This window comes from Candidatus Pseudothioglobus sp. Uisw_050_01 (assembly GCF_048085775.1).
GTDB lineage: Bacteria > Pseudomonadota > Gammaproteobacteria > PS1 > Pseudothioglobaceae > Pseudothioglobus.
In genome coordinates, this window is sequence record NZ_CP159804.1 from 360,682 (window position 1) to 382,439 (window position 21,758).

Annotated in this window: 18 protein-coding genes; all 18 read left to right on the forward strand. The window is 29.6% G+C overall.

The window, feature by feature from the left end; genetic code table 11:
* Positions 1–11: 11 nt before the first annotated feature.
* The gene (locus ABXT51_RS01800) at positions 12–1,007 is read left to right on the forward strand and encodes a sugar phosphate isomerase/epimerase family protein (protein ID WP_416695878.1); all 996 of its coding nucleotides are present in this window, start codon (positions 12–14) and stop codon (positions 1,005–1,007) included.
* Positions 1,007–1,780, forward strand: a complete 774-nt coding sequence (locus ABXT51_RS01805; protein WP_416695879.1) for an SDR family NAD(P)-dependent oxidoreductase — start codon at positions 1,007–1,009, stop codon at positions 1,778–1,780. The genes ABXT51_RS01800 and ABXT51_RS01805 overlap by 1 nt, the downstream gene beginning before the upstream one ends.
* A gap of 55 nt (positions 1,781–1,835) precedes the next feature.
* Positions 1,836–2,267 (forward strand): HIT family protein, encoded by a 432-nt coding sequence (locus ABXT51_RS01810; protein WP_416695880.1) that lies wholly within the window; start codon positions 1,836–1,838, stop codon positions 2,265–2,267.
* A gap of 37 nt (positions 2,268–2,304) precedes the next feature.
* Positions 2,305–3,609: a hypothetical protein gene (locus ABXT51_RS01815; RefSeq protein ID WP_416695881.1), complete on the forward strand. Its 1,305-nt coding sequence runs from the start codon at positions 2,305–2,307 to the stop codon at positions 3,607–3,609.
* The gene (locus tag ABXT51_RS01820; RefSeq protein WP_416695882.1) at positions 3,602–4,030 is read left to right on the forward strand and encodes a hypothetical protein; all 429 of its coding nucleotides are present in this window, start codon (positions 3,602–3,604) and stop codon (positions 4,028–4,030) included. The genes ABXT51_RS01815 and ABXT51_RS01820 overlap by 8 nt, the downstream gene beginning before the upstream one ends.
* Before the next feature lie 5 nt (positions 4,031–4,035).
* Positions 4,036–5,160, forward strand: a complete 1,125-nt coding sequence (locus ABXT51_RS01825) for a DegT/DnrJ/EryC1/StrS family aminotransferase (RefSeq protein ID WP_416695883.1) — start codon at positions 4,036–4,038, stop codon at positions 5,158–5,160.
* A complete protein-coding gene (locus ABXT51_RS01830; RefSeq protein WP_416695884.1) occupies positions 5,157–5,915 on the forward strand; it encodes a class I SAM-dependent DNA methyltransferase in 759 nt (252 codons plus the stop codon). Before ABXT51_RS01825 ends, ABXT51_RS01830 begins: the two co-directional genes overlap by 4 nt.
* Before the next feature lie 177 nt (positions 5,916–6,092).
* Positions 6,093–8,651 carry an NAD-dependent epimerase/dehydratase family protein gene (locus ABXT51_RS01835; RefSeq protein ID WP_416695885.1) on the forward strand — a complete coding sequence of 853 codons (2,559 nt, stop codon included), beginning with the start codon at positions 6,093–6,095 and terminating at the stop codon, positions 8,649–8,651.
* Between the two features lie 91 nt (positions 8,652–8,742).
* The gene (locus ABXT51_RS01840; RefSeq protein WP_416695886.1) at positions 8,743–9,903 is read left to right on the forward strand and encodes a tetratricopeptide repeat protein; all 1,161 of its coding nucleotides are present in this window, start codon (positions 8,743–8,745) and stop codon (positions 9,901–9,903) included.
* Positions 9,900–11,153 (forward strand): glycosyltransferase family 4 protein, encoded by a 1,254-nt coding sequence (locus ABXT51_RS01845; protein ID WP_416695887.1) that lies wholly within the window; start codon positions 9,900–9,902, stop codon positions 11,151–11,153. The genes ABXT51_RS01840 and ABXT51_RS01845 overlap by 4 nt, the downstream gene beginning before the upstream one ends.
* An 8-nt stretch (positions 11,154–11,161) precedes the next feature.
* Complete coding sequence (locus ABXT51_RS01850) at positions 11,162–12,169, forward strand: glycosyltransferase family 4 protein (protein WP_416695888.1); 1,008 nt, start codon at positions 11,162–11,164, stop codon at positions 12,167–12,169.
* Between the two features lie 12 nt (positions 12,170–12,181).
* On the forward strand, positions 12,182–14,341 hold the full coding sequence (locus tag ABXT51_RS01855; protein WP_416695889.1) for a hypothetical protein: 2,160 nt from the start codon (positions 12,182–12,184) through the stop codon (positions 14,339–14,341).
* On the forward strand, positions 14,341–15,441 hold the full coding sequence (gene wecB, locus ABXT51_RS01860) for a non-hydrolyzing UDP-N-acetylglucosamine 2-epimerase (protein ID WP_416695890.1): 1,101 nt from the start codon (positions 14,341–14,343) through the stop codon (positions 15,439–15,441). The genes ABXT51_RS01855 and wecB overlap by 1 nt, the downstream gene beginning before the upstream one ends.
* Before the next feature lie 136 nt (positions 15,442–15,577).
* A complete protein-coding gene (locus ABXT51_RS01865; RefSeq protein ID WP_416695891.1) occupies positions 15,578–16,966 on the forward strand; it encodes a hypothetical protein in 1,389 nt (462 codons plus the stop codon).
* Positions 16,956–18,758: a right-handed parallel beta-helix repeat-containing protein gene (locus ABXT51_RS01870; protein WP_416695892.1), complete on the forward strand. Its 1,803-nt coding sequence runs from the start codon at positions 16,956–16,958 to the stop codon at positions 18,756–18,758. Before ABXT51_RS01865 ends, ABXT51_RS01870 begins: the two co-directional genes overlap by 11 nt.
* Complete coding sequence (locus ABXT51_RS01875; protein WP_416695893.1) at positions 18,748–19,464, forward strand: polyphosphate polymerase domain-containing protein; 717 nt, start codon at positions 18,748–18,750, stop codon at positions 19,462–19,464. Before ABXT51_RS01870 ends, ABXT51_RS01875 begins: the two co-directional genes overlap by 11 nt.
* A gap of 11 nt (positions 19,465–19,475) precedes the next feature.
* Positions 19,476–20,165, forward strand: a complete 690-nt coding sequence (locus ABXT51_RS01880) for a DUF4956 domain-containing protein (RefSeq protein WP_416695894.1) — start codon at positions 19,476–19,478, stop codon at positions 20,163–20,165.
* A gap of 126 nt (positions 20,166–20,291) precedes the next feature.
* Positions 20,292–21,755 carry a hypothetical protein gene (locus tag ABXT51_RS01885; RefSeq protein ID WP_416695895.1) on the forward strand — a complete coding sequence of 488 codons (1,464 nt, stop codon included), beginning with the start codon at positions 20,292–20,294 and terminating at the stop codon, positions 21,753–21,755.
* Positions 21,756–21,758 lie beyond the last annotated feature (3 nt).

The following is a 21,758-nucleotide window of genomic DNA, read 5'->3' on the forward strand; positions in this document are numbered from 1 at the left end:
TAAATAAAATTATGAGCTTTAAATTTAATGATGTATATATAAGTATTTATTCTTTTGGTTACTCTGCAGGCTTTATTAGTGATTCTAGGCGAGGAGATGAGTTTAATATAATAACTCCTGCAAGAATGATTAAAATTTGTCATCAATACGGCTATTCTGGAATTGAGTTGCCGGTAGATAGATATTTCCCAACCTTTGATAAGATAGAGATTACTTCATTTATTGACAATATTTATAAGAATAATTTAGGGATCAAAATAGATTTTGAGAATATTTCTGCTGAATATTCAAAAAATATTATTCCTATACTAGCTAATTATGGCATCAAATATTTCAGAGTAAAGGTTTCAAACTTTTATGGGTGCAATAGATACCGGCACCCTGAATTTGAATCTGATTTCGAATTATTTTCACAATATGTAGATGAAATTTTGCCTTTCTTAAAGGAGTTTGGTATTCAATTGTTAATTGAAAATCATCAAGACATAATAGTTGATGACTATCATAGGTTATGGAATAGATTTCCAAAAGAGTATATTGGGGTAAATTGGGATACTGGTAACTCGCTTCCTGCACTAGAATCTCCAAATAATTTTCTTAATACCATGTATCCTTATATTGGAAATATTCATCTGAAAGACTACAAAATATATAAAACAGATTTGGGTTATAAACTTTCAAGATGTCCACTAGGTCAAGGAGTGGTTAATTTTTCTGATATCTTATCTTTCTTTAAAGAAAAGAAAATTGAAATACCAGTAACTATTGAACTGGGCGCTTTAAATTCAAGAAATTCTGATATCTATGTTGATGATTTCTGGAATGCTTTGCCAGAAGTGAGTGATTTTAGAAAACAAAATTTTATTAAGTACATTGAGTCTAATTACCAAACTCAAATTGAAATTAAATCTACTTGGGAAAACAAGCAATCACCAGAAAGTATATATTTATCAGAATTAAATGATATGGAATTATCAGTTAAATATCTTAATGGATTAGAAATATAATGTTAAAAAATTTATATATTATTACTGGTGCTTCTTCTGGCTTAGGGGCTTCAATTTCAAAGCAGTTAGCAAAAAAAAATAATCATTTAATAATTATTGCTCGTAATAAGAAGCGATTATTAGAATTAAAATCTTTTTGTATTTCTTTAGGTGCAACAGTAGATATGCATACTATTGATTTGTCTAAATTTGAATCTTCTGTTGAATTAGAGGTAATTTTTAGTGAAATTAATTGGGAAGGATTTTCAAATCATTTGCTAATTAATAATGCGAGCACAATATCACCAATCAGCCGTTTAGATGAAGTTAAAATGGATGAAATAACTAACATCATTAGTCTGAATTTAACCTCTTCAATAATTCTTAGTAAATTTTTTATGGCCTATAGTAAAAAAAGCAACTCTATGAATTCGATGATTTTAAATATAAGCTCAGGAGTTTCATTAAATCCAGTCGAAGGGTGGGGTTTATATTGCATTTCAAAGTCAGCTTTAAATATGCTAACAGCAGTAATTGTTTCTGATACAAATAGTTGGAAATATCCAGTTAAATCAGTGTCAATTAATCCTGGGCCATTAGACACTGAGATGCAAGAAGAAATTAGACAGAGTAATGCTGAACAAAGTCCATTAAAGAATAAATTTGTAGAAATGTTTAATAAGGGTGAATTACTTAGTCCAATAGTTGTAGCAAATAAGATAATTAAATTAGTATCCTCAAATTCATTTCCAAATGGTGAATATATAGATTTAAAGAGTTTTGATTCTGAGTAAATTAGATAAAAAATGAATAAATTTATAAAGCTAAGTAAGTCATAGTTTAATTAAAGTGAATACTCTTTTAAAATTTAAATTTCCAGAGTTGCTTATTAAAGAGTATGAAAACTGGTATTTAATTCTTAGATATGAGCAGCCTACATTAGGGTCTTTAATTCTGATTACTAAGCATGGAGAAAAGCAATATTCTAAAATAAGTGAGTCATCATTTATGGAGCTTTCTAAAATTATTAAAGAAATTGAACCTATACTTAGTTCACTTTTTCATTGTGACAAAATAAACTACTTGATGTTAATGATGCAAGATCCTGAAGTCCATTATCATATAATTCCAAGATACTCAAAAGACACTTTATTTCATGGTTTTATCTTTAAAGATTATGGTTGGCCCTCTTTACCTGCTCTAAATAAAATTAATAGTATCAAGTTTCCCCTTGAGCAAAAAATTCTCGCAGATCTTATAGATCAATTTAAGAGAAATTGACTGTTTCTAATATGATAATATTTTTAACTATTTTTATATGCTAAGACGTGTTTTAAAAAAAATTCCATTTTCAATTTCTATTGCTTCAGGAATTAGGTTTTATTTATCATTCATTAATAAAAATATTGAATTGATAAATATGTGTTTAATTCAAAGAAGATATAAAGGTGTAGTTGCTTCAAAAAGGAGAAAATTATTTGAAAAAAAAATAATCAAAGTGGTATTTTTTATAACTCAAAAACAACTTTGGGCTGGACAATCTCTGTATGACGAGTTTTTCTTAAGTGATTATTTTGAACCTTTAATTGTTGTTTTTCCAAATTATGAAGATAAGGTCAATACTATTGAATCAACTATTAATGATAATTATGTCTTTTTCAAAAAAAAAGGCATGAATGTTTTAAAAGGATATGATTCACAAAAAAATATTTATCTTTCTGCAGGAGAAATTAATGCTGATATTATTTTTTATGATCAGCCCTCTCCTCAAATACATAAATCACTTTTATGGAATAAATTAAGTAAAAATTCATTGGTTTGCTATATTCCATATGGCTTTAAGATTGCGGCTTTCTTTCAAGCTCATTTTAATATGCCTCTTCAAAATTGTAGCTGGAAAGTTTTTGCTGAAAGTGAGTGGCACAAAAAACAATTTAGTATTTATGGTCCTCTAAAGGGAAAAAATGTAGTGACCTCAGGCTTTCCAAAATTGGATGAGTATAATAAACCAAACAGTAATATAAGTCGATCCTTCAAAAAAATTATTTGGGCACCTCATTGGTCAATAGGGTTAAACAAAGATAGTTATTCAACATTTGATGAAAATTATAATTTTTTTCTTGAGTATGCATCTTTGCATCCAAATATATATTGGGTTTTTAAGCCACATCAGAGATTAAAACATTATTTGGTAGAAATAGGATTTATGAGTCAAGATGAGGTTAATGCTTACTATAATGCATGGGATAAATTGACTAATGCTTCTTTTTATAATGATCCTGAATATTTTGACATTTTTAAAGACTCGGATGCATTAATTACTGACTGCGGTTCATTTTTGGCAGAATATTTGCCAACTAAAAAGCCAATTCTCCGTCTCGTCAAATTAAATAATATTCGGTATAATGAAGTTGGAGAAAAGTTAGTTAAAAGTTACTACACATCAACTAATAATAACTTAATAAAAACCTTTATTACAGATGTTGTGATTAATAAAGAAGATGTTTTATTGGATAAAAGATTAGCAAATATTCCTTTGGTTAGACCAAACATAGAAGGCGCAGGTAAATTTATAGTTGACTATATTGAGACTGAATTAAATGGAGAAAATTTAAGTGGTTGAAGAAGTTATACATGATGGTAAAGTTTTATCTATTATTATTCGATCTAATTATCATTCTAATGGTATTGAGTTTTTCACGCCAAATGAATATTCACAGCAATTGGCATATATGACTAGAGAGGAAGGGTATTCCATTCTACCTCATTTACATAATACTGTTCAACGTGAGGTTCTTGTTACTCAAGAAGTTCTATATATAAAAAGTGGCAAGGTTAGAGTTGATTATTATGACAATAACAAGCTTTACCTTGAAAGTAAAATCTTGCATCAAGGTGATGTTATTCTTTTGGCACATGGGGGTCATGGATTTCAAATGATTGAGAAAAGTGAAATCATTGAGATAAAGCAAGGCCCATATATTGGTGATAGTGATAAGACTCGCTTTGAGCCAGTTAATTTTGAAGACTTGAGAATAACCTAGCAAGCATGAGTAAAACAGCCTTTATTCCAGTCAATGAGCCTTTATTAGGACAAAAAGAGAAGAAATACCTTTTAGAGTGTATAGAGACTGGTTGGATTTCTTCTGAAGGAGCATTTGTTGAAGAGTTTGAGAAAAAATTAGCAAAAGTCTCGCTTAGGGAGTTTGGAATTGCTGTTAGCAGTGGAACAGCGGCTCTAGATGTTGCAATTGAAGCGCTAGGAATTAGTAAGGGCGATGAGGTCATCATGCCCTCATTTACAATTATTTCTTGTATTAATCAAATTGTTCGAGTAGGGGCTATACCAATATTGGTAGATAGTGATCCTAATACTTGGAATATGAATATAAATCAAATAGAGGGTAAAATTACTGTGCGCACTAAAGCAATTATGGTTGTGCATATTTATGGACTTCCAGTTGATCTGGATCCAGTATTAAGTTTAGCAAAAAATTACAATCTTAAAGTTATAGAGGATGCTGCAGAAATGCATGGACAGTCCTATAAAGGCAAGCCTTGTGGTAGTTTTGGTGATATTAGTACTTTAAGTTTTTATCCTAATAAGCATATTACGACTGGTGAAGGGGGGATGATTCTTACTAATGATGCCCAGTTAGCTAAAAATTGTCGAAGCTTACGTAATCTTTGCTTCCAACCAAATAAGAGATTTGTCCATGAGAGGTTAGGGTGGAATTATCGAATGACAAATATGCAAGCTGCTCTAGGAGTAGCTCAATTATCAAGATTAGATGAATTTGTTAATAGAAAAACTCGAATGGGAGCGCTTTATAATAAGCTTCTAAAAGGAGTTCAAGGTATTCAATTACCACTGGAAAGTACTCCATATGCAAATAATATATATTGGGTTTTTGGATTAATATTAGATAAATCTATTGATTTTGACGCTAAAGAAGCAATGATAAGATTAGGGCGGCTTGGTATTGGTTGTCGTCCCTTTTTTTATCCAATGCATCAACAGCCTGTCCTAAGAAAAATGGGCTTATTTAAAGGTGAATATTATCCAGAAGCAGAAAAACTTTATCAGCGTGGTTTTTATATTCCAAGTGGCATGGCCTTAAGTGATGAACAGATAAATCGTGTAGCTGAGGCTTTAGTTAAGGTTTTAAAATGAGTAAAGTATTTGACTCTTATGCGGCTTATTATGACCTTCTATATCGGGATAAGAATTATAAACTTGAAGTAGATTATATTTTTAAGCTCCTAAAAAAATACAAAGTTAGTTCTGGTGATATTTTAGAGTTAGGGTCTGGAACTGGAAAGCATGCCGCACATTTAGCTAATTTTGGTTTTAATATACATGGGATTGATCTTAGTAAATCCATGGTAGATATTGCTAACTTTCAAAATAAACTGGAGAATACTAGTTATGAAGTTGGCGATGTTCGAACTTATCGTATTAATAAATTGTTTGATGTTGTAATATCATTATTTCACGTTGCGAGTTATCAGTCATCTAATGCAGACTTGGAAGATATGTTTTTGACTGCATCTACTCATCTAATTCCAGGTGGAGTATTGATCTTTGATTTTTGGTATGGGCCAGCTGTATTAACTGACTTGCCCTCAGTTCGCACAAAAAAAATGCATGATAGTAACATCGATGTTTTACGAGTTGCTGAGCCTCAAATTAGATGTAATGAAAACATTGTTGATGTTAATTATAATATCGAAGTAACTGATAAGGCTAATAATCAAACAAGTGTTTTTAATGAAAGACATTCTATGAGATATTTGTTCTTACCTGAGCTAACAAAAATACTTGAAGATTTAAATATTGAAATACTAGATTCATTGAGCTGGATGAGTGATGATGAGTTAAGTTTAAATAGCTGGCAAGGGGTTATTATTGCAAGAAAAAAAGTGTGAATTCTAAGATAAAATCACACATATCTGTATAATAAATTTTTTGTAATTTTCTGTGTTAATAATATCTTGATTCTTATTTTTTCTTGATTTAAAGCTAGGATAAAATTTGTCGCAATTTTATAAAAAAAATCAAATATATTAATTGATAAAATAAAGATTTTTAATTTGGGAGAAAAAATGAAAGTAGTTATTACTGGTGGCCTTGGATATATTGGAACTGAATTATGCAAGATATATTCTGGCGAAGCTCGATTTAAAGAAATTGTTGTTCTAGATAATAGATTTGTTTCAGAGCGAGTAAAACAGCTTAGAGATTGGGGGATACAATTTATTCATGGAGACATACTAGATGAAAAGCTTATTTCAAAAACTCTTGAGAATGCTGATATAGTCTATCATCTTGCAGGTATAACAGATGTTGCCTATACAAATACTGAGTCAGATACTGTAAAAGACGCAGCTATAACAAACGTGGGTGAAAATGGCTCAAGAATCGTTATGAGGAATTGCCCTAGCAAATGTAAATTTATTTTTCCATCTACACATGTTGTTTTTGAAGGTTTTGATTCTGAGGTGTTTAATGTTACTGAAGATGAAGAAGTAAAGCCAGTACTTACTTATGCTAAAGGTAAAGTTCAGACTGAAAACGACTTAATTCAATCAAAATTAAATTACGTAATAATCAGATTAGGTTCTGTAATTGGCTATTCTTTAGATACAATGAGAATTAATATAATGCCCAATCTTTTTTCAAAAATTGCATCTCAAGAAGGGCAAATTAAATTGTTTTCGGGAGGTAGACAGCATAAAAGTATTGTTACAGTATTTGATGTAGCTCGGTGCTTAAAATATTTAGCAGAATATGACTCAGTTAAGAGAGAAATATTTCATTGTTCAAGTGATAACACTACAGTTAAAGATGTTGCTCAAATTTGCAAAGAATTTGCTCCAAAAGTAGATATTATTAAAACTGATGACGAGGTGCCAAATCTTGGATATACAATGTCAAAACAAAAGTTACTTGATGTGGGCTTTGAATTCAAACACCCAGTTAAACTTGCAATTAAGGAGATGATTGAGAATTGGTCTAAAAAAGAAAAATATTCTGAGTTAGAAAATATTGAGCAGGGAGGCAATGAATATATTGATGAGCGAGGCAAAATAAGTAACTATGAGTTGAGTGAGCCTATTAATCTTATTGGTTATATTGAATCAAAAGCAGGAACGGTTAGGGCAAATCATTTTCATCCAATACAGGAGCAAAAGTGTCTGTTGATAAAGGGAAAGTATATAAGTGTTCTGAAAGATTTATCTTTTTCAGATGCCGTTATGGAAACAAAAATAATGAACGCTGGTGATCTTTCTTCAATACATCCTAATGTTGCACATACAATGGTGTTTTTAGAAGACTCAATTTTCTTAAATTTGGTAAGAGGTGAGAGAGAGCATGAAAATTATGGTGTAACACATACTATGCCTTATGAACTTGTGAATAAGGATTTGAATAATTTTATAGTTAACCATTATAAGGCTGAATGCAGATGCTGCGGAAATCCAAGGTTAAATCAAGTAGTTTCGCTTGGATTATCTCCTTTGGCAAATAGCCTGTTAGACTCTATTGATGCTGTTGATGATTTATATCCCTTAGAATTAAACTATTGTCCTGATTGTTTTAATTGTCAGCTTTCTGTTGTAGTTCCACCAGAAAAAATGTTTAATGAGTATCTTTATGTCTCTTCAACAAATAAAACATTTAGAGAACATTTTGCAAATCTTGCTAATACATTGATTAATGACTTTAGTCTGAAATCTAATTCTTTAGTTGTAGATATTGGAAGTAACGATGGTGTCTTTTTGAAGCCTATACAGGAGAAAGGTGTCAAAATTATAGGCGTAGATCCTGCAAAAAACTTATCTGATATTGCTAATAGAAATGGTATTGAAACAATTCCTAAGTTTTTTAATGAAGATGTAGCTAATGAGATAATAAAAAATAAAGGGAATGCCGATCTAGTTACAGCTTTTAATGTATTTGCACATGCAGATAATTTGAAAGATATTGCAAAAAATGTGTTTCAACTTCTAAAAAGTGATGGGGTCTTTGTAATAGAAGTGCAGTATTTATTAGATACTTTGAAAGACACTACTTTCGATAATATTTATCATGAGCATGTTAACTATTGGTCAGTAACTTCTCTTAATAACTTCTTTAAATTGCAAAATCTACAATTGTTTAGAGTTGAGCATGTTGATACCCATGGAGGCTCTATTAGGGTCTATATAAGAAATAAGTCAAATGCTGAAGTTGATATTTCAGTATCTACTTTTATTAATTCAGAAATTACTTTTGGAATGGGTGAGTTCGAAGTTTATAAAAATTTTAGTAAGAATATTGAGGGCCTTAAGTCCTCAACTTTAAGTAAAGTTGAAGAAGTTAAGAATAGCGGTAAATCTATTGTTGGATATGGATCCCCAGCTAAAGCAACTACTGTTCTAAACTACTATGGTATTTCCAATAAACACATAGATTATATTATTGAAGATAATGAGTTAAAGCATAACCGCTTCTTGCCTGGAATGAAGATTCCTATTAAGGCAAAAGAAATGGCTTTAATTAGCACTCCTGATTATATTTTAGTTTTGGCGTGGAATTTTTTAGATGATATTAAAAAAAATAACCCCGATTTGGTAAAAGCAGGATGTAAATTTGTTACTTTAAAAGATTTAAACTGGTAAGGTTTTTTGTTTTAATAATGCATCTGGGATATTTTTTTGGAAGATGAGTTATTTACTTAAATCCACTAATTTGAAAAAATTATTTTTTTCAATGAGCGTGCTTATTTTGTTTCTTCTTCTTCCTGCGTTTATTATTCCTTTTGCACCCGAAAAGGTTTCAGATTTTTATTATCGAGAGATTACATATTCTAAGGTTGCGCAAGATTTAATTGGTAATAGCAAAGATGCTACTCTTATCAATATGTTTGAGTATGTAGCAAATAATTTACATACTTATAAAAATTCAAAAGTAGTTGATAGAAATAGCTTTATTGATTTAGTTAGAGGTGTTGGTTGGTGTGATCAACAGGCATTTCTATTAATGCATTTATTAAATAAATCTGGAGTTAGTAAAACAAGACTTAGAGATGTTCAGGGCCATACATATTCTGAGGTAAGAGTAGCTAATAAATGGATAGTTGTTGATCCATATTCTAGTCTTATATTCTTAGATAATGATGGTCAATATTTGGGTATTGAAGATTTGAAAAATCCAAATATTGATGATTTTATGGGGATTATTAAAGCATCTTCAAAATCATCAAAACCACTTTCATTTAGTAATAACTATCAAAATATTTTTATTGAAAATGAAGTTAGATGGAAGAATGGTATTGGCCCTGAGTTTATAGAATATCGCTCTTATAATTTGTTCCGAAGATTATTTGAAGTTTATGGAGTGTATGCCTTTTCAGTTTTTGGGGATAAGTACTATTATTGGTTGCAGGATCAGTACCTAGAGTCTGATAGAATAAAAAAAATAAGTGATCAAGGCAGTAAGTGGATTAGAAATTATTCTGACACAAATGATAATGCTTTTAGACTTTTCTATAAAGCAAGAAACTACAGTTTGGCAAATCGAGTTGAGAGCGCTACTAATTCTTATAAATTGATAATAAAAGAATTTCCAAATAGCTATTGGGCAAAGGAATCTAAATATAACCTTGCAATCCTTTATTATAAAGACGCAAATTACTTGGCATCTAAGGCTTTACTACTTGACCTACTCTTAAATTATAAAAGAGAAAATAATCATACTATAATAGATACAAATCGAAATGATATCACTGATCTTGTTGCATATTATTTAGGTTTAATTAGCTTAGAAGAAGGCTATATTAAAAAAGCTAAAGAATATTTTTTAATGTCAGATTACAAGTACTCTCAAATTGAGCTGTATAAAATAGATACTTTTGATGGCAAGATGAAATGAATAAATCACAATCATCACTAGATAGCGTTTCACCAGTTAGAATGGCAGTTATTTTTGATCAGATTCTTAATGTTGGTGGAGGATACCAGCAGGCAATTAATGCGGCTACTTTAGTGAAAAAAGTTAATAATAAATACTGTCATCCCATATTTTTTACCAATCATTTAGAAAATGTTGACACTTTAAAGTTACTTGGTATTGAGGTAATTTATTTGAATATTTCAAAATTAAGTCGCTTGTTTCTGAAGATTCGTGGAATTGTGTCTTCACAAAAGCTCGCGAAATTTTTAAATAAGCTTATTGGGCTTAATTCTTTTGAAAAGGCTTTAGTTGATAAAGATATTGATCTTGTTTATTTCATTTCGCCTTCAGGCTGGGCTGGCTATCTTGAACAACTTAATTATATAACGACTGTTTGGGACCTATGTCATAGAGATTATCCTGAATTTCCTGAAGTTAGATATAACCGTACTTTTGAAGAAAGGGAGTCGTCTTATAGAAAAACTCTTATAAAGGCAGTTGCTGTTATGGCTGAATCTGAGTTAGGCAAAGAAAACATTATTCGTCGCTATGGAGTAGATGAAAACCGAACTTATGTTATGCCATTTAGTGAAGCAGCTTATATTAAAAAATTTATTGATGGGGATTATGATAAAGCAATCAATATCAGGGAAAAATATAGTATCCCTGAAGACTACATTTTTTATCCAGCACAATTTTGGGCCCATAAAAATCACGTATACATATTACAGGGATTGAAAATATTAAAAGAAAATTATGGAGTAATAATAAGCGCTGTTTTTGCTGGCGGTGATGGAGGAAATCTTGCATATGTAAAAAAAATTGCATATGAGCTGGATATATTAGATCAGCTAATCTTTGTAGGATTTGTGGAAGATGAAATGGTGCCGCATATTTACAATAATTCAATTGCTTTAGTAATGCCGACCTATTTTGGCCCAACAAATATTCCACCTTTAGAGGCTTTTACTCTTGGTGTACCAGTTCTTTATTCTGATTTAGATGGGCTGCGTGAACAAGTTGAGGGCGCAGCATTATTATTAGATTTAAACAATCCAGATAGCATGGCGGTCCATATAAATAAATTAATTCATGATAAAGAGTTTAAGAAAAATTTGGTTATTGCAGGTAAACAGAAGCTAAAGGTTTATGAAGATGATTATCGGTTAAATGTGATTAATGAGATTTGCCGTGATTTTCAATCCAAGCGCTATTGTTGGAATAATTAAAAGTATTAATGATAAACATTACTTATTTAATTCCAGTGGATTCAATTAGTGGGGGTGTTGAAGTTGCAGTTAAAAATATTAGAGATATATCTAATAATAAATATCAATTCAACATAGAGTATATATTTAAAGATAAATCAAAAGTTTATAGCTTATCTCAACTATTTAACTCAATTAAAAAAATAGTTTTTATTAAACCTGATGTATTAATTATTTCATTATGGAGATCACAAGTAGTCGGTATTTTTGTTAAACTTTTTCGACCTCGTACTAAACTCATATTTTTTATTCATAGTGAAGCTGACGTCCATTTTGTTGATTTTTTGTCTTCAAGAATTGCTCTATTTTTATCTACAGAAGTTTGGGCTGACTCAATTACATCCTTGAATCAGAGATTTAATTATTCAAAAAAAATACAAAATGGAAGGGTAGTTTCGTTTGACTCAAGAATTATTGAAAGACTTGAGATTAAAAGTGTTGAGCCAAAGTTTATTTTCTGGGGTAGGGTTGGCCGTGAAAAAGCAGTTACTAGATCGATTATAATATTTTCAAAAATTTTAAAATTTTATCCAAAAGCAACTTTTAAAATTATTGGGTCAGATGGAGGCCAGCTAGGAGATGTTAAAAAACTATGTGATGATTTGAAAATTAACCATTCTGTATTCTTCTATAATGAGACAATTTTTTCAGAAATTAGGCAGCATGCTCAAGAATCATGTTTTTATCTTCAAACTAGCCTTTATGAGGGTGCTGCAATGTCTGTAATGGAATCCATGAAATTGGGCCTTGTTCCTATTGTTACAGCTGTAGGAGAAATCTCAAGATACTGTAATGGTGACAATGCAATTATTATTAAATCTAATGTTGAGGCTGTGCGAGACATTTTAATGTTATTGGAATCTAAAGATTCATATTATAAGTTGAGTGATAATGCATTTAAACATTGGGAGAATCAGAAATCCTATAAAGAATCTATTATAGAAAGTTGCGAAGGTGTTTTACATGATTGGTTTTAGTTCGAAAATATTATGAAGTTATTATTAGCTAAAGTAAATAATATGAAAATATCTCGAATATGGATTATTTTCCTTATTTATTCTTCCATTATATCTTTAGTTGTTCAGTTTATAGTGTTGCCATTAATTTTCCCATCTTTTCATAGGGGGTCTGGGGTAATGTATGGAGGTGACTGGGTTGTATATCAATACTGGTCTGACTTCTATGCTACGTATATAGCTGTAAATGGCTGGAGCTACTGGAGTCTATATCCTCAAGGATTTGGTTTGGTTGGAGTTACCTCAGCGATTTATGCTTTTTTTGGAATTTCTAAGCCCTTTATTTTAATCCCACTCTATAGTTCTCTTCATGCTTTTGGTAGTTTGTGCATTGTTTTGTTAATGCAGAAATTAGGCATCAAAAGAAGTGTTGCATTTTTCTCAGCCCTTCCATATTTGATTTTTCCCTCATCTGTAATGTGGGTATCTCAAATACTAAAAGACGTCTTTACCCTTAATGCGACTCTCATTATGCTTTATGGAGTAGTTAGTTTATTTGGGATTTTGAAAGCAAACTCAATTAAAGCAGGCATAAAGTTACAATTATTATCTGCCACATTGATATATATAAGTTTTGCGATTGTTTTCGTTATTAGACCTTATATGGTTGAATTGAACTATCTATACTTAGTACTCTTATTGATTAGTTTTAACATTTGGCTGGTTTATAAATTAGCTAAAAGAAAAATTAAATTAGGTTTGGTAGTAATTAGTATTTTTATTCAATTATCTTTACTTTACATGATTTTGCAACTTCTTTCTGTTACCGAGGATGTAACACCAAAGATGAGTTCTGCAACTTGGTCAGGCTATACAGCTGATGCAGAGGAAGAAAATAACATGAATATTCTTAAATTAAAAGCACTCGACGAAGCTGGCCTTCTTAGAAAAAGTGTTAATCGATACTGGGAGAAGGATGATGATGTCATTGAGAAAAAAGAATCATTATTATCTCAAGTAGACAAGTTTAATGCTGAAAGAGCCTCTAAAAAAATGATGAAGGAAATTCAGGCTGAAATGGTTGCTATAGAAAAGATTAATGCTTACCAAAAACAATTAACTTCAGTACTACTTGATTATGAAGAAAGCAAAGCTTCAGAATTATCACCTCAAGAAAGGTTGGAAAAAGAAACGGCTTTATTTGATACTCAGATTGCTGCAGGAATAGCAGCTGATGAAATGATGAAGGAAACTCAGGCTGAAATGGTTGCTATAGAAAAGATTAATGCTTCCCAAAAACAATTAACTTCAGCACTACCCGGCTATGAAGAAAGTGAAGTTTCAGAACTACTCGATTATGAAGAAAGCAAAGCTTCAGAATTATCCCCTCAAGAAAGGTTGGAAAAAGAAACGGCTTTATTTGATTCTCAGATTGCTGCAGGAATAGCAGCTGATGAAATGATGGCTGAAATCAAAACTGAAATGGAATTTATAGCTAAGCAAGCTAAGTATGAATTCATCAATAAAAATATAACAAGCACTCAGGTGGATGGTGATATTATCCCAAGAATCATTAGTGAAAGTGATGCTGAGGCTATAGCCTATGCTAAAGAAGTTAATTTTAACCCCTATATTCAAAAAGATATGTCCCAGCTTTTTGAAAAATATGAATCACGTGTATGGCAAGAAACAGCCTTAATACCATACTATATCGATCAGAAATTTAAAAAAATCTATGATCAAAGGAGCTATTTTTATCTATTCCAGTCTAATGCAAATTCAACATTCGATAGTGATAAAGACTTAAATAGTTCTATTAAGATGCTTGAATACCTTCCTAGGGCTCTTCAAGTTGCTTATTTGGCTCCCTTTCCTCGGCCATTTTTATATGAAAAATTTAAAATGTATAGGTCATTACAATCTCAAATTATGCAGACGATTGTTCAAATTGAAATGTTATTTATATATATATCACTCTCAGGCCTTGTATTTGCAATTTACTTATGGAGGCGTAAAGTTGAATTTTGGGTAATGATATCTTTTTCTTTATTTTTTACAGTATTCCCTGTTTATGCTTACCCAAATGTAGGGGCACTTGTCAGATATAGATATGCAGGTATTATGTTAATTACTGCAATCTGCTTGTGTGCTTTGGTTAGTATCTATTTAAATTATAAAAATAAAAAACTATAATGACTAAAAGATCTATTTCATTAGTGGTTGGTGCTAGGCCGAACTTTATGAAGATAGCTCCAATAGTAAGAGCATTAGAGAAGGCTTCTAAGGATTTTACTTATCGCCTAATTCATACAGGCCAGCATAATAGTTCTGAAATGAATGATGTTTTTTTTAGTGAACTTGGTATTCCTGAGCCTGATATTTATCTAAACGGAAGGGGAGGCACTCATGCAGAACAAACAGCAAGAATAATGATTGATTTTGAGGCTGACTGTGTTAACTATAAGCCAGACATTGTTTTAGTTGTTGGAGATGTTAATTCAACACTTGCTTGTGCTATAGTTTCTAAAAAGCTTTGCATTAAACTTGTTCATGTTGAAGCTGGCCTCAGAAGTGGTGATCATGAGATGCCTGAAGAAATAAATAGAATGGTTACAGATTCTATTTCGGATCTATTCTTTGTAACTGAACCTGCTGGAGTTGATAACTTGTTGCATGAAGGACATGACAGAGCTATTATTCATTATGTTGGAAATGTGATGATTGATAATCTTAGTTATCAAGTAAAAAAATTAAATAAAATGGATTCATCAATATTCATAACTAATAAACTTAAAAAAACTTTAGGTAATTACGGTGTTGTAACACTTCATAGACCTTCAAATGTAGATAATTTGGAAAAATTAAGTCAGCTTGTAAAAGCTATCAATAAAATCTCTAATAAGTTACCCATAATTTTTCCAGTACATCCTCGCACAAAGCAAAATCTAGAAAAATTCAATATTGAATTTAGTTCAAATATTTTTTTGATTTCATCTTTGCCATATATGGAGTTTTTGAATATTTGGAGGGATGCTAAAGTTGTACTTACTGATAGTGGTGGACTGCAAGAAGAGACAACTGCTCTGGGAGTTCCTTGTATTACTTTAAGGGAAAATACTGAGCGACCTATAACTGTTGAAAAAGGCACAAATAGGTTGGTTGGAACAAAATATAGCGATATTATTGAAAATGTTGATGATGTTCTAGCACAAAGTGTTCATAAGAAAAAAATACCAAAATATTGGGATGGCAACGCTTCAAAAAGAATAATTAAGGTTTTGCTTGAAAACTAAGTCAAAAATTTTAATAGGTATGTTATTTGTTCCAATTTTTTTCTACCTTAACAGTAATTTGTTGTCTAATAAAATTGCTCTATATTCTAAAAATTACCCTGTACTTTATACAGCTAATAATTACTTTTATAAATTTATGGATGCATTTAATCCATTTATTAGCGAGCTAAATTTATCTTCTAAAGATCTTATAAATATTGACATTAATATAAATAAAAGAGAATTTAACAAACTTAATAAGACAATAGAAAATTCATATAGTGATTTATCCTACTTGAATCTTCCATTTATGAGCGCTAATAACAACCCTTGGGTTGATACGAAGCTTCTAATAAACTCAATTACTTATAATGGAAAGCTAAAATTTCATGGTAATAACTTAGCTCATTTTCTTAGAGATAAGAAATCATTCAGTGTAAAACTTTCGCAAGATAATCTTTATAAAAAAATGAGAAGGTTTGCCTTAATTGTAATGAATGAGGCTTCTTTACCTGCAATATTCAGTTATAAGGCTCAAGAAATTTTTCTTGGGTATAGAGTAGAAGTTGACATTGTTAAAGTATCAATAAATGGCATTAATCAGGGGTTATATTTTTTTGAAGAAAAGCTATCTAAAGAATTAGTTGAAAAAAATGGAATGGCGGGTTATGACATTCTAAAGCCCTTTGATGAAAAAGACCATCAATATAATAGTTATCATATTTTTCCTTATACGTGGAATATTGCATATACCAACTTTAAAAATCTTTCTGAAAGAAATCTAGGTCAGCTAGAAACATATGAAAAACTTCATAAAAGTAATGATATTAAAACTATTAAAGCCAAGCTTGATTTGCAGAGATTATCAACGACTGAAGCCCTTAGAGCGCTATTTAATGATCCTATTTATGGGGATAATGAGTCACTTTTTTACAATACTTCTACTGGCAGGTTTTCAAGAAATTTTCGTATTGAAAATAGCTTCTTTCCTATTACCAAAAGTGATGGAAGAGTTTCGTTAGATCGAAATCTATATTTAATAGATGAAATTTATCAAAATGAACTTTTTGTTAATTTAATTCAAGACGATGACTTTCGTTTTAGGCGAAATAAAGAGTTATGGAGAATTTTATCAAAAAAAGAAATGCTAATAGATTTGTACAAAGATATGCGTGAGACTTATGAGGGCGCAATCTTATCTGATCCAACACATCATAATAGTGGCAAAACAATAGTTTATGATGATTATAAGAAATTCGAAGCTTTATGGGCTAATTTTGAAGTTATAAGTGAGTATTTAGAGAGAACCGAATACAATATTTATAGGGCTTATGACGAAGATAAAGGTAATATAATCCTATTTGAAAATGATAGTAACGTTCCCTTAAGATTACAAGGAAATGGTATAGATGAGATTATTGCTGCAAAAATAAATTCAGATTTGATCCCAATAAAAAATAGCATGAGAATTTCTGATGATGCTATAAATAATGACTTAGAGATAACCAATATGGTTACTGGCAAGAAGTTTTATTATGAGTTTTAAAAAAATATCAGCTTTAATAATAATAGTTTTAACTATTATTTTTATAGTTTTTTCATATGATTATGAAATAGAACTTCCATACAGTTATAGTTGTAATGATCCTCATTTACTTGAGGGAGATAATTATTCAAAAGTTCAAGCCTCTAGAGTTTTATCTTTTGATAAAGAAGAAAATTTTTGCAAAATAAAAAAAATTAATCCATTACAAGAGGGTTACAGTAAAACTTTTGATTATAAACTTTATGAGTCTTTAGAGGCTAATAGAAAAAAAATGTTTAATAATGAAACATTAACTCAAAGAAATTTCTATTTAGGAGAGTTAATCAAAAACCGTGACCAAATTTTGAAAATACCATTTTCTTTAAGAAAAATTAGACTCCAATCAAATTTAGATAAGATAGAGCAATATCTTAAATACAACAAAGTTTATTCTAGTTTAAGGAATATTAAAAAAGGCAAATATAAGTTAACAATTTCAGCTGATGCTAATGTCAATATTATTCTTCAAAAGTTAAATTTAGTTGGGGTAATTCCAGAGTATGTGGAAATTAATGATAGTTTTCAAGTTGTCAAAGTACATAAAAACTCTATAGATAAATTTTTTAAGGATTATCAATTTAAAAATATTATTCAGGATAACCTAGAAGTTTCACCATACTATAGCAACTTTACATTAACTGGGCTTGGTTTAAATATTGAAAGTTTTAATCCAAAATTCTTAAACTCATTTTCTCTAAAAGAAATAAGCTCCCAGGATAATTACTTTATTCTCCTTCCAGAAATAGAAAATTTCTCTTTTGATTATATTACAAGAGATATCCAATTATTTTTAACAGAAAATAAAAATCTAAACCTGAAAGTTGATAATCCACAAACTATTATTCTTAAATCAGGAGATTATCAAATAAATGATAATTTGGTGCTACCTTATGGCCTAAATCTAATTATTGAAAAAGATGTATCTATCAGTATTAAAAATGGAAGTTCAATTATTATTTATGGTGGACTAGAAATAAGAGGTACAGAAAAAGAACCAGTTTTGATTAAAAAATTACAATCACCATTTGGAGTTCTAGGAGTAATTGGAAATTCTCTTTCTAGAGTAGCTATTAGCCATTTGAAATTATCAGGAGGAAGTGAAGCAGAAATTAATGGATCTTATTTAAGTGGTGCATTATCGATTTACAACCATCAGTTTGTAGTTATCCAAGATTCTGATATTTTTAATAATAATGGCGAAGATGGACTGAATATTAAAGATTCCAGTTTTTACATAGCTGAGAATACCTTCAAGAATAATTTTTCAGATCAAGTTGATCTTGATAATGGTATTGGTATGGTTTTAGGAAATTCTTTTATGATTGATAGTAAAGCAAATAAAATTTCTAAACAGTCTAATGGTGATGGGTTAGATTTAAGTAATTCTATGGTACTGATTCAAAACAACAGTTTTAATAATTTTTATGATAAGGGTATTTCCATAGGAGAGTCTTCGTCTTCAATTTTAGAAAATAATTCTATAGAGGGAAATAATATTGGTGTGGCAATTAAAGATGGGTCTAATGCTTTTTCGATAGGTTCAAGGTTTAAAAATAACTCGATTAACTTTAGCTTGTATAATAAAAAATTATTTTATAGCCAGCCATCTTTATTTAAAGAGCTATCCTCTGAATCTATCACATTTCAAAAAAATGAATATCTCTTAGATAGCTCATCAGATGAACTAAGTTCACTTAGAAATAAAATTTTATTAATTATTGAGAAAAATAAACCTTTATATAATGAGCTCTAATAAGAAAATTTTTCGCCATGAATTTAAATATTTTATAAATTACCATGAATATGAAGTCTTAAGGCGAAGACTTTCTTTGATTATGAAATATGATTCAAATGTACTATCCAAAAATCAGTACCACATAAGAAGTTTGTATTTTGATAATTTCAAAAATTCAGGAATTTTTGAAAAACAGTCTGGAATTTTGCAGAGAAAAAAATACAGAATAAGAATATATAATATGGAAAAAAATATTATTAAGCTTGAGAGAAAAGAAAGAGTTGGCCAGTTCATTAGAAAATATTCTTCACTTCTTAAATATACCGATTGTCAAAAAATTTTAGAAGGTGATATAATTAGCCTCAAAGAAGCAGAAAATAAATTACAAAATTCTTTTTATGCTGACTTAAGATCAGAAAATTATCGCCCCTCAGTAATAGTTGATTATTTTAGAGAACCTTTCACATACAGACTTGGAAATGTTAGAGTAACGTTTGATAAAGACCTTAAATCTGGCTTATATCAAACTTCATTATTTGACAAGGATTTAAAAATGGTACGAGTTATTGAGGAACCTCAATTAATAATGGAGGTAAAATATGATAATTATTTGCCTGACGTTATTAGAAATGCAATACAAATTGAATCCTCTACGAGGTATGCTATTTCTAAATTTGTTATTTGTAGAAAATTTACAAAATTAAACTCCTGGGAAGATAATTAATTGAAAAAATTATGAATGAATCATTAGGTTTCGTAGATGTGTTTAAGAAAAGCTTGCTAGATGATGGCTTTTCTTCAACTATGAGTGTGAGCGATATACTGGTAATACTCGTATCCACCTTTTTAATGTCATCATTTATTTTCTACATGTATAAAAAGACTTTTAGAGGTGTTCTTTATACGGAATCGTTTAATATTTCTTTGGTGTTAGTTTCAATTGTTACTTCAATGGTGATCATGACTATATCTTCAAACATTATTCTCTCATTAGGAATGGTCGGTGCATTGAGTATAGTAAGATTTAGAACGGCTATTAAGGACAGTATGGATATTGTTTTTATGTTCTGGGCTATTGCTATTGGCATTGCAAATGGAGCTGGGTATTTTAAGATATCAATAGTTGGGTCAATTGTAGTTGGGTTTGCCCTTATTTTATTTTCAAAATACAAATCTTCGCACTCACCTTATCTATTAATACTCGATTTCAATTCTTCAGATAGTGAGTTTATTAAAGAAAAGTTAAAAGAGTTATTTGGTGAAGTTAATATTAAGTCTGAAACCACAACTGAAAAAACAACTGAACTTGCTATTGAGATAAGACTTAGTGAAGAAAAAAAGATTAGCTTTACAGGGAATCTTCAATCTATTCCAAAAATTCAAAAATCATCACTAATTTCTTATAATGGAGATTATATTTCGTAACTAATTGGATATTGAGAGCCATCTCTAGAGCCTATCTTAAATTTTTTTCATAATTTTTCAGTTCTTTTTTCTTTAATAATTTTCTGTTGAAAGATTTTAACTTATTGTTTTTAAGGAATTAATTAGATGTTAAGAAATATTTCAAAAATAGTTTTTGCTTTCTCGTTACTATTTCTTGCTTTAACCATATTATTAATACCTTTTCAATTAATGGGGGTAACAGATCAAGGTTATTGGATAAATTCTTTGTATAACTTTATCCATTCTGGTGAATTCGTAACTTCTTTTAATGATAGGCACAATTTCTCAGAACATAGTTTATTGCTTCTTATAAGTCCTTTGGCTTTAATAAGGAATCCTATTCTGTTTTCATATGTTTTATATTATTTAACATATTTGAGCTGGTTTCTAACTTTTTATTTACTATATTTTGGTAAGTTTAATTATCAAAATTTCCTCAAATCTTTCATACTATTTTTCTGCTCTACCACTGTAATCTTTCACTATGCCTTAAATTTCAATGGTTGGAACTCAATCTATATTTCTCCTCCTATTTTAATGGCTGCATATTTTTTTGCTTTTATTAAAAATGATTATCATAAATCTATACTTATATATTTACCATTACTTCTGTTAAAAATTCAATTCTGGATAATTCTTCCTTTTTTCTTACTTGCTATATATTATCAAAGTAGGGACAAAAAATTTATTTTTTATGTTTCTACATCAATTATTATTTTTTTGCTCTACCTCTTTGGTCGCCAATTTTTATTTGCTCATTCCACTACTGGAAATCTTCTAAATTTGTCTTATTCTCATATTTTAAATGGCAATATTAAAGTTTTTTTTGAAATATTTTTTAATTCCTTTATGGTTAAGATTGCACTTATTTCAGCTTTTTTTATCCAATTTATATTTCTTTTTGATTTAAAAAATATTAGTAAGAATGATTTTTTAACTTATGCCCTATTAATTTTTCCAATTTTTTCATACTGTATTCTTTCAGATAGAACTGTCATGTCATATTGGACTCATGAGCATTATGTTCTTCCAGTCTTACCTGTGATATTTTTAATTTTAAAGAAGTATGGGGCTTTTTCAAGAAAAAGGATTACTTTATTTATTTTGGTAAATATAGTTCTAATTACGGGAATATATTCTTTGAAAGAGCCTTGGCAATTTAAGTACTATCAAGATCAAAATCAATTAGTTAAAAAAATACAGCCACTTTTAGTTTTAAATCATAATGATCATATACTCTCGGATGATAGAACTGGTTTATATCTTGCGAATTATCAGGCAAACTTTTTAAAATTCATAACTGACAAGACTAGACCACCTAAGTATATTATCATTAATACAAGGTATATTTTTTATACAAATAATATTAAAAGAGCTAAATCAATAAATACTATATCTAGTTTTGAGTATGTCCAAGAATATGAGAAAAATCTTGACGGATATGGAATTTTATATCTAAATTATCCTTTTGTTGTTTATGAAAATAATCTTAAAAGTGAAATTAAAATTAATTCAAAAGTTATTGATGATTGGGATGTAAAATTTAATCAATTAAATAAGTTTCTATAATGT

Excerpts from the sequence above, each read along its gene's own strand:
- ABXT51_RS01800 (WP_416695878.1), top strand. The coding sequence starts at position 12 with ATGAGCTTTAAATTTAATGATGTATATATAAGTATTTATTCTTTTGGT.
- ABXT51_RS01805 (WP_416695879.1), top strand. The coding sequence starts at position 1,007 with ATGTTAAAAAATTTATATATTATTACTGGTGCTTCTTCTGGCTTAGGG.
- ABXT51_RS01815 (WP_416695881.1), top strand. The coding sequence starts at position 2,305 with ATGCTAAGACGTGTTTTAAAAAAAATTCCATTTTCAATTTCTATTGCT.
- ABXT51_RS01825 (WP_416695883.1), top strand. The coding sequence starts at position 4,036 with ATGAGTAAAACAGCCTTTATTCCAGTCAATGAGCCTTTATTAGGACAA.
- ABXT51_RS01830 (WP_416695884.1), top strand. The coding sequence starts at position 5,157 with ATGAGTAAAGTATTTGACTCTTATGCGGCTTATTATGACCTTCTATAT.
- ABXT51_RS01835 (WP_416695885.1), top strand. The coding sequence starts at position 6,093 with ATGAAAGTAGTTATTACTGGTGGCCTTGGATATATTGGAACTGAATTA.
- ABXT51_RS01840 (WP_416695886.1), top strand. The coding sequence starts at position 8,743 with ATGAGCGTGCTTATTTTGTTTCTTCTTCTTCCTGCGTTTATTATTCCT.
- ABXT51_RS01845 (WP_416695887.1), top strand. The coding sequence starts at position 9,900 with ATGAATAAATCACAATCATCACTAGATAGCGTTTCACCAGTTAGAATG.
- ABXT51_RS01850 (WP_416695888.1), top strand. The coding sequence starts at position 11,162 with ATGATAAACATTACTTATTTAATTCCAGTGGATTCAATTAGTGGGGGT.
- ABXT51_RS01855 (WP_416695889.1), top strand. The coding sequence starts at position 12,182 with ATGAAGTTATTATTAGCTAAAGTAAATAATATGAAAATATCTCGAATA.
- wecB (WP_416695890.1), top strand. The coding sequence starts at position 14,341 with ATGACTAAAAGATCTATTTCATTAGTGGTTGGTGCTAGGCCGAACTTT.
- ABXT51_RS01865 (WP_416695891.1), top strand. The coding sequence starts at position 15,578 with ATGGATGCATTTAATCCATTTATTAGCGAGCTAAATTTATCTTCTAAA.
- ABXT51_RS01870 (WP_416695892.1), top strand. The coding sequence starts at position 16,956 with ATGAGTTTTAAAAAAATATCAGCTTTAATAATAATAGTTTTAACTATT.
- ABXT51_RS01875 (WP_416695893.1), top strand. The coding sequence starts at position 18,748 with ATGAGCTCTAATAAGAAAATTTTTCGCCATGAATTTAAATATTTTATA.
- ABXT51_RS01880 (WP_416695894.1), top strand. The coding sequence starts at position 19,476 with ATGAATGAATCATTAGGTTTCGTAGATGTGTTTAAGAAAAGCTTGCTA.
- ABXT51_RS01885 (WP_416695895.1), top strand. The coding sequence starts at position 20,292 with ATGTTAAGAAATATTTCAAAAATAGTTTTTGCTTTCTCGTTACTATTT.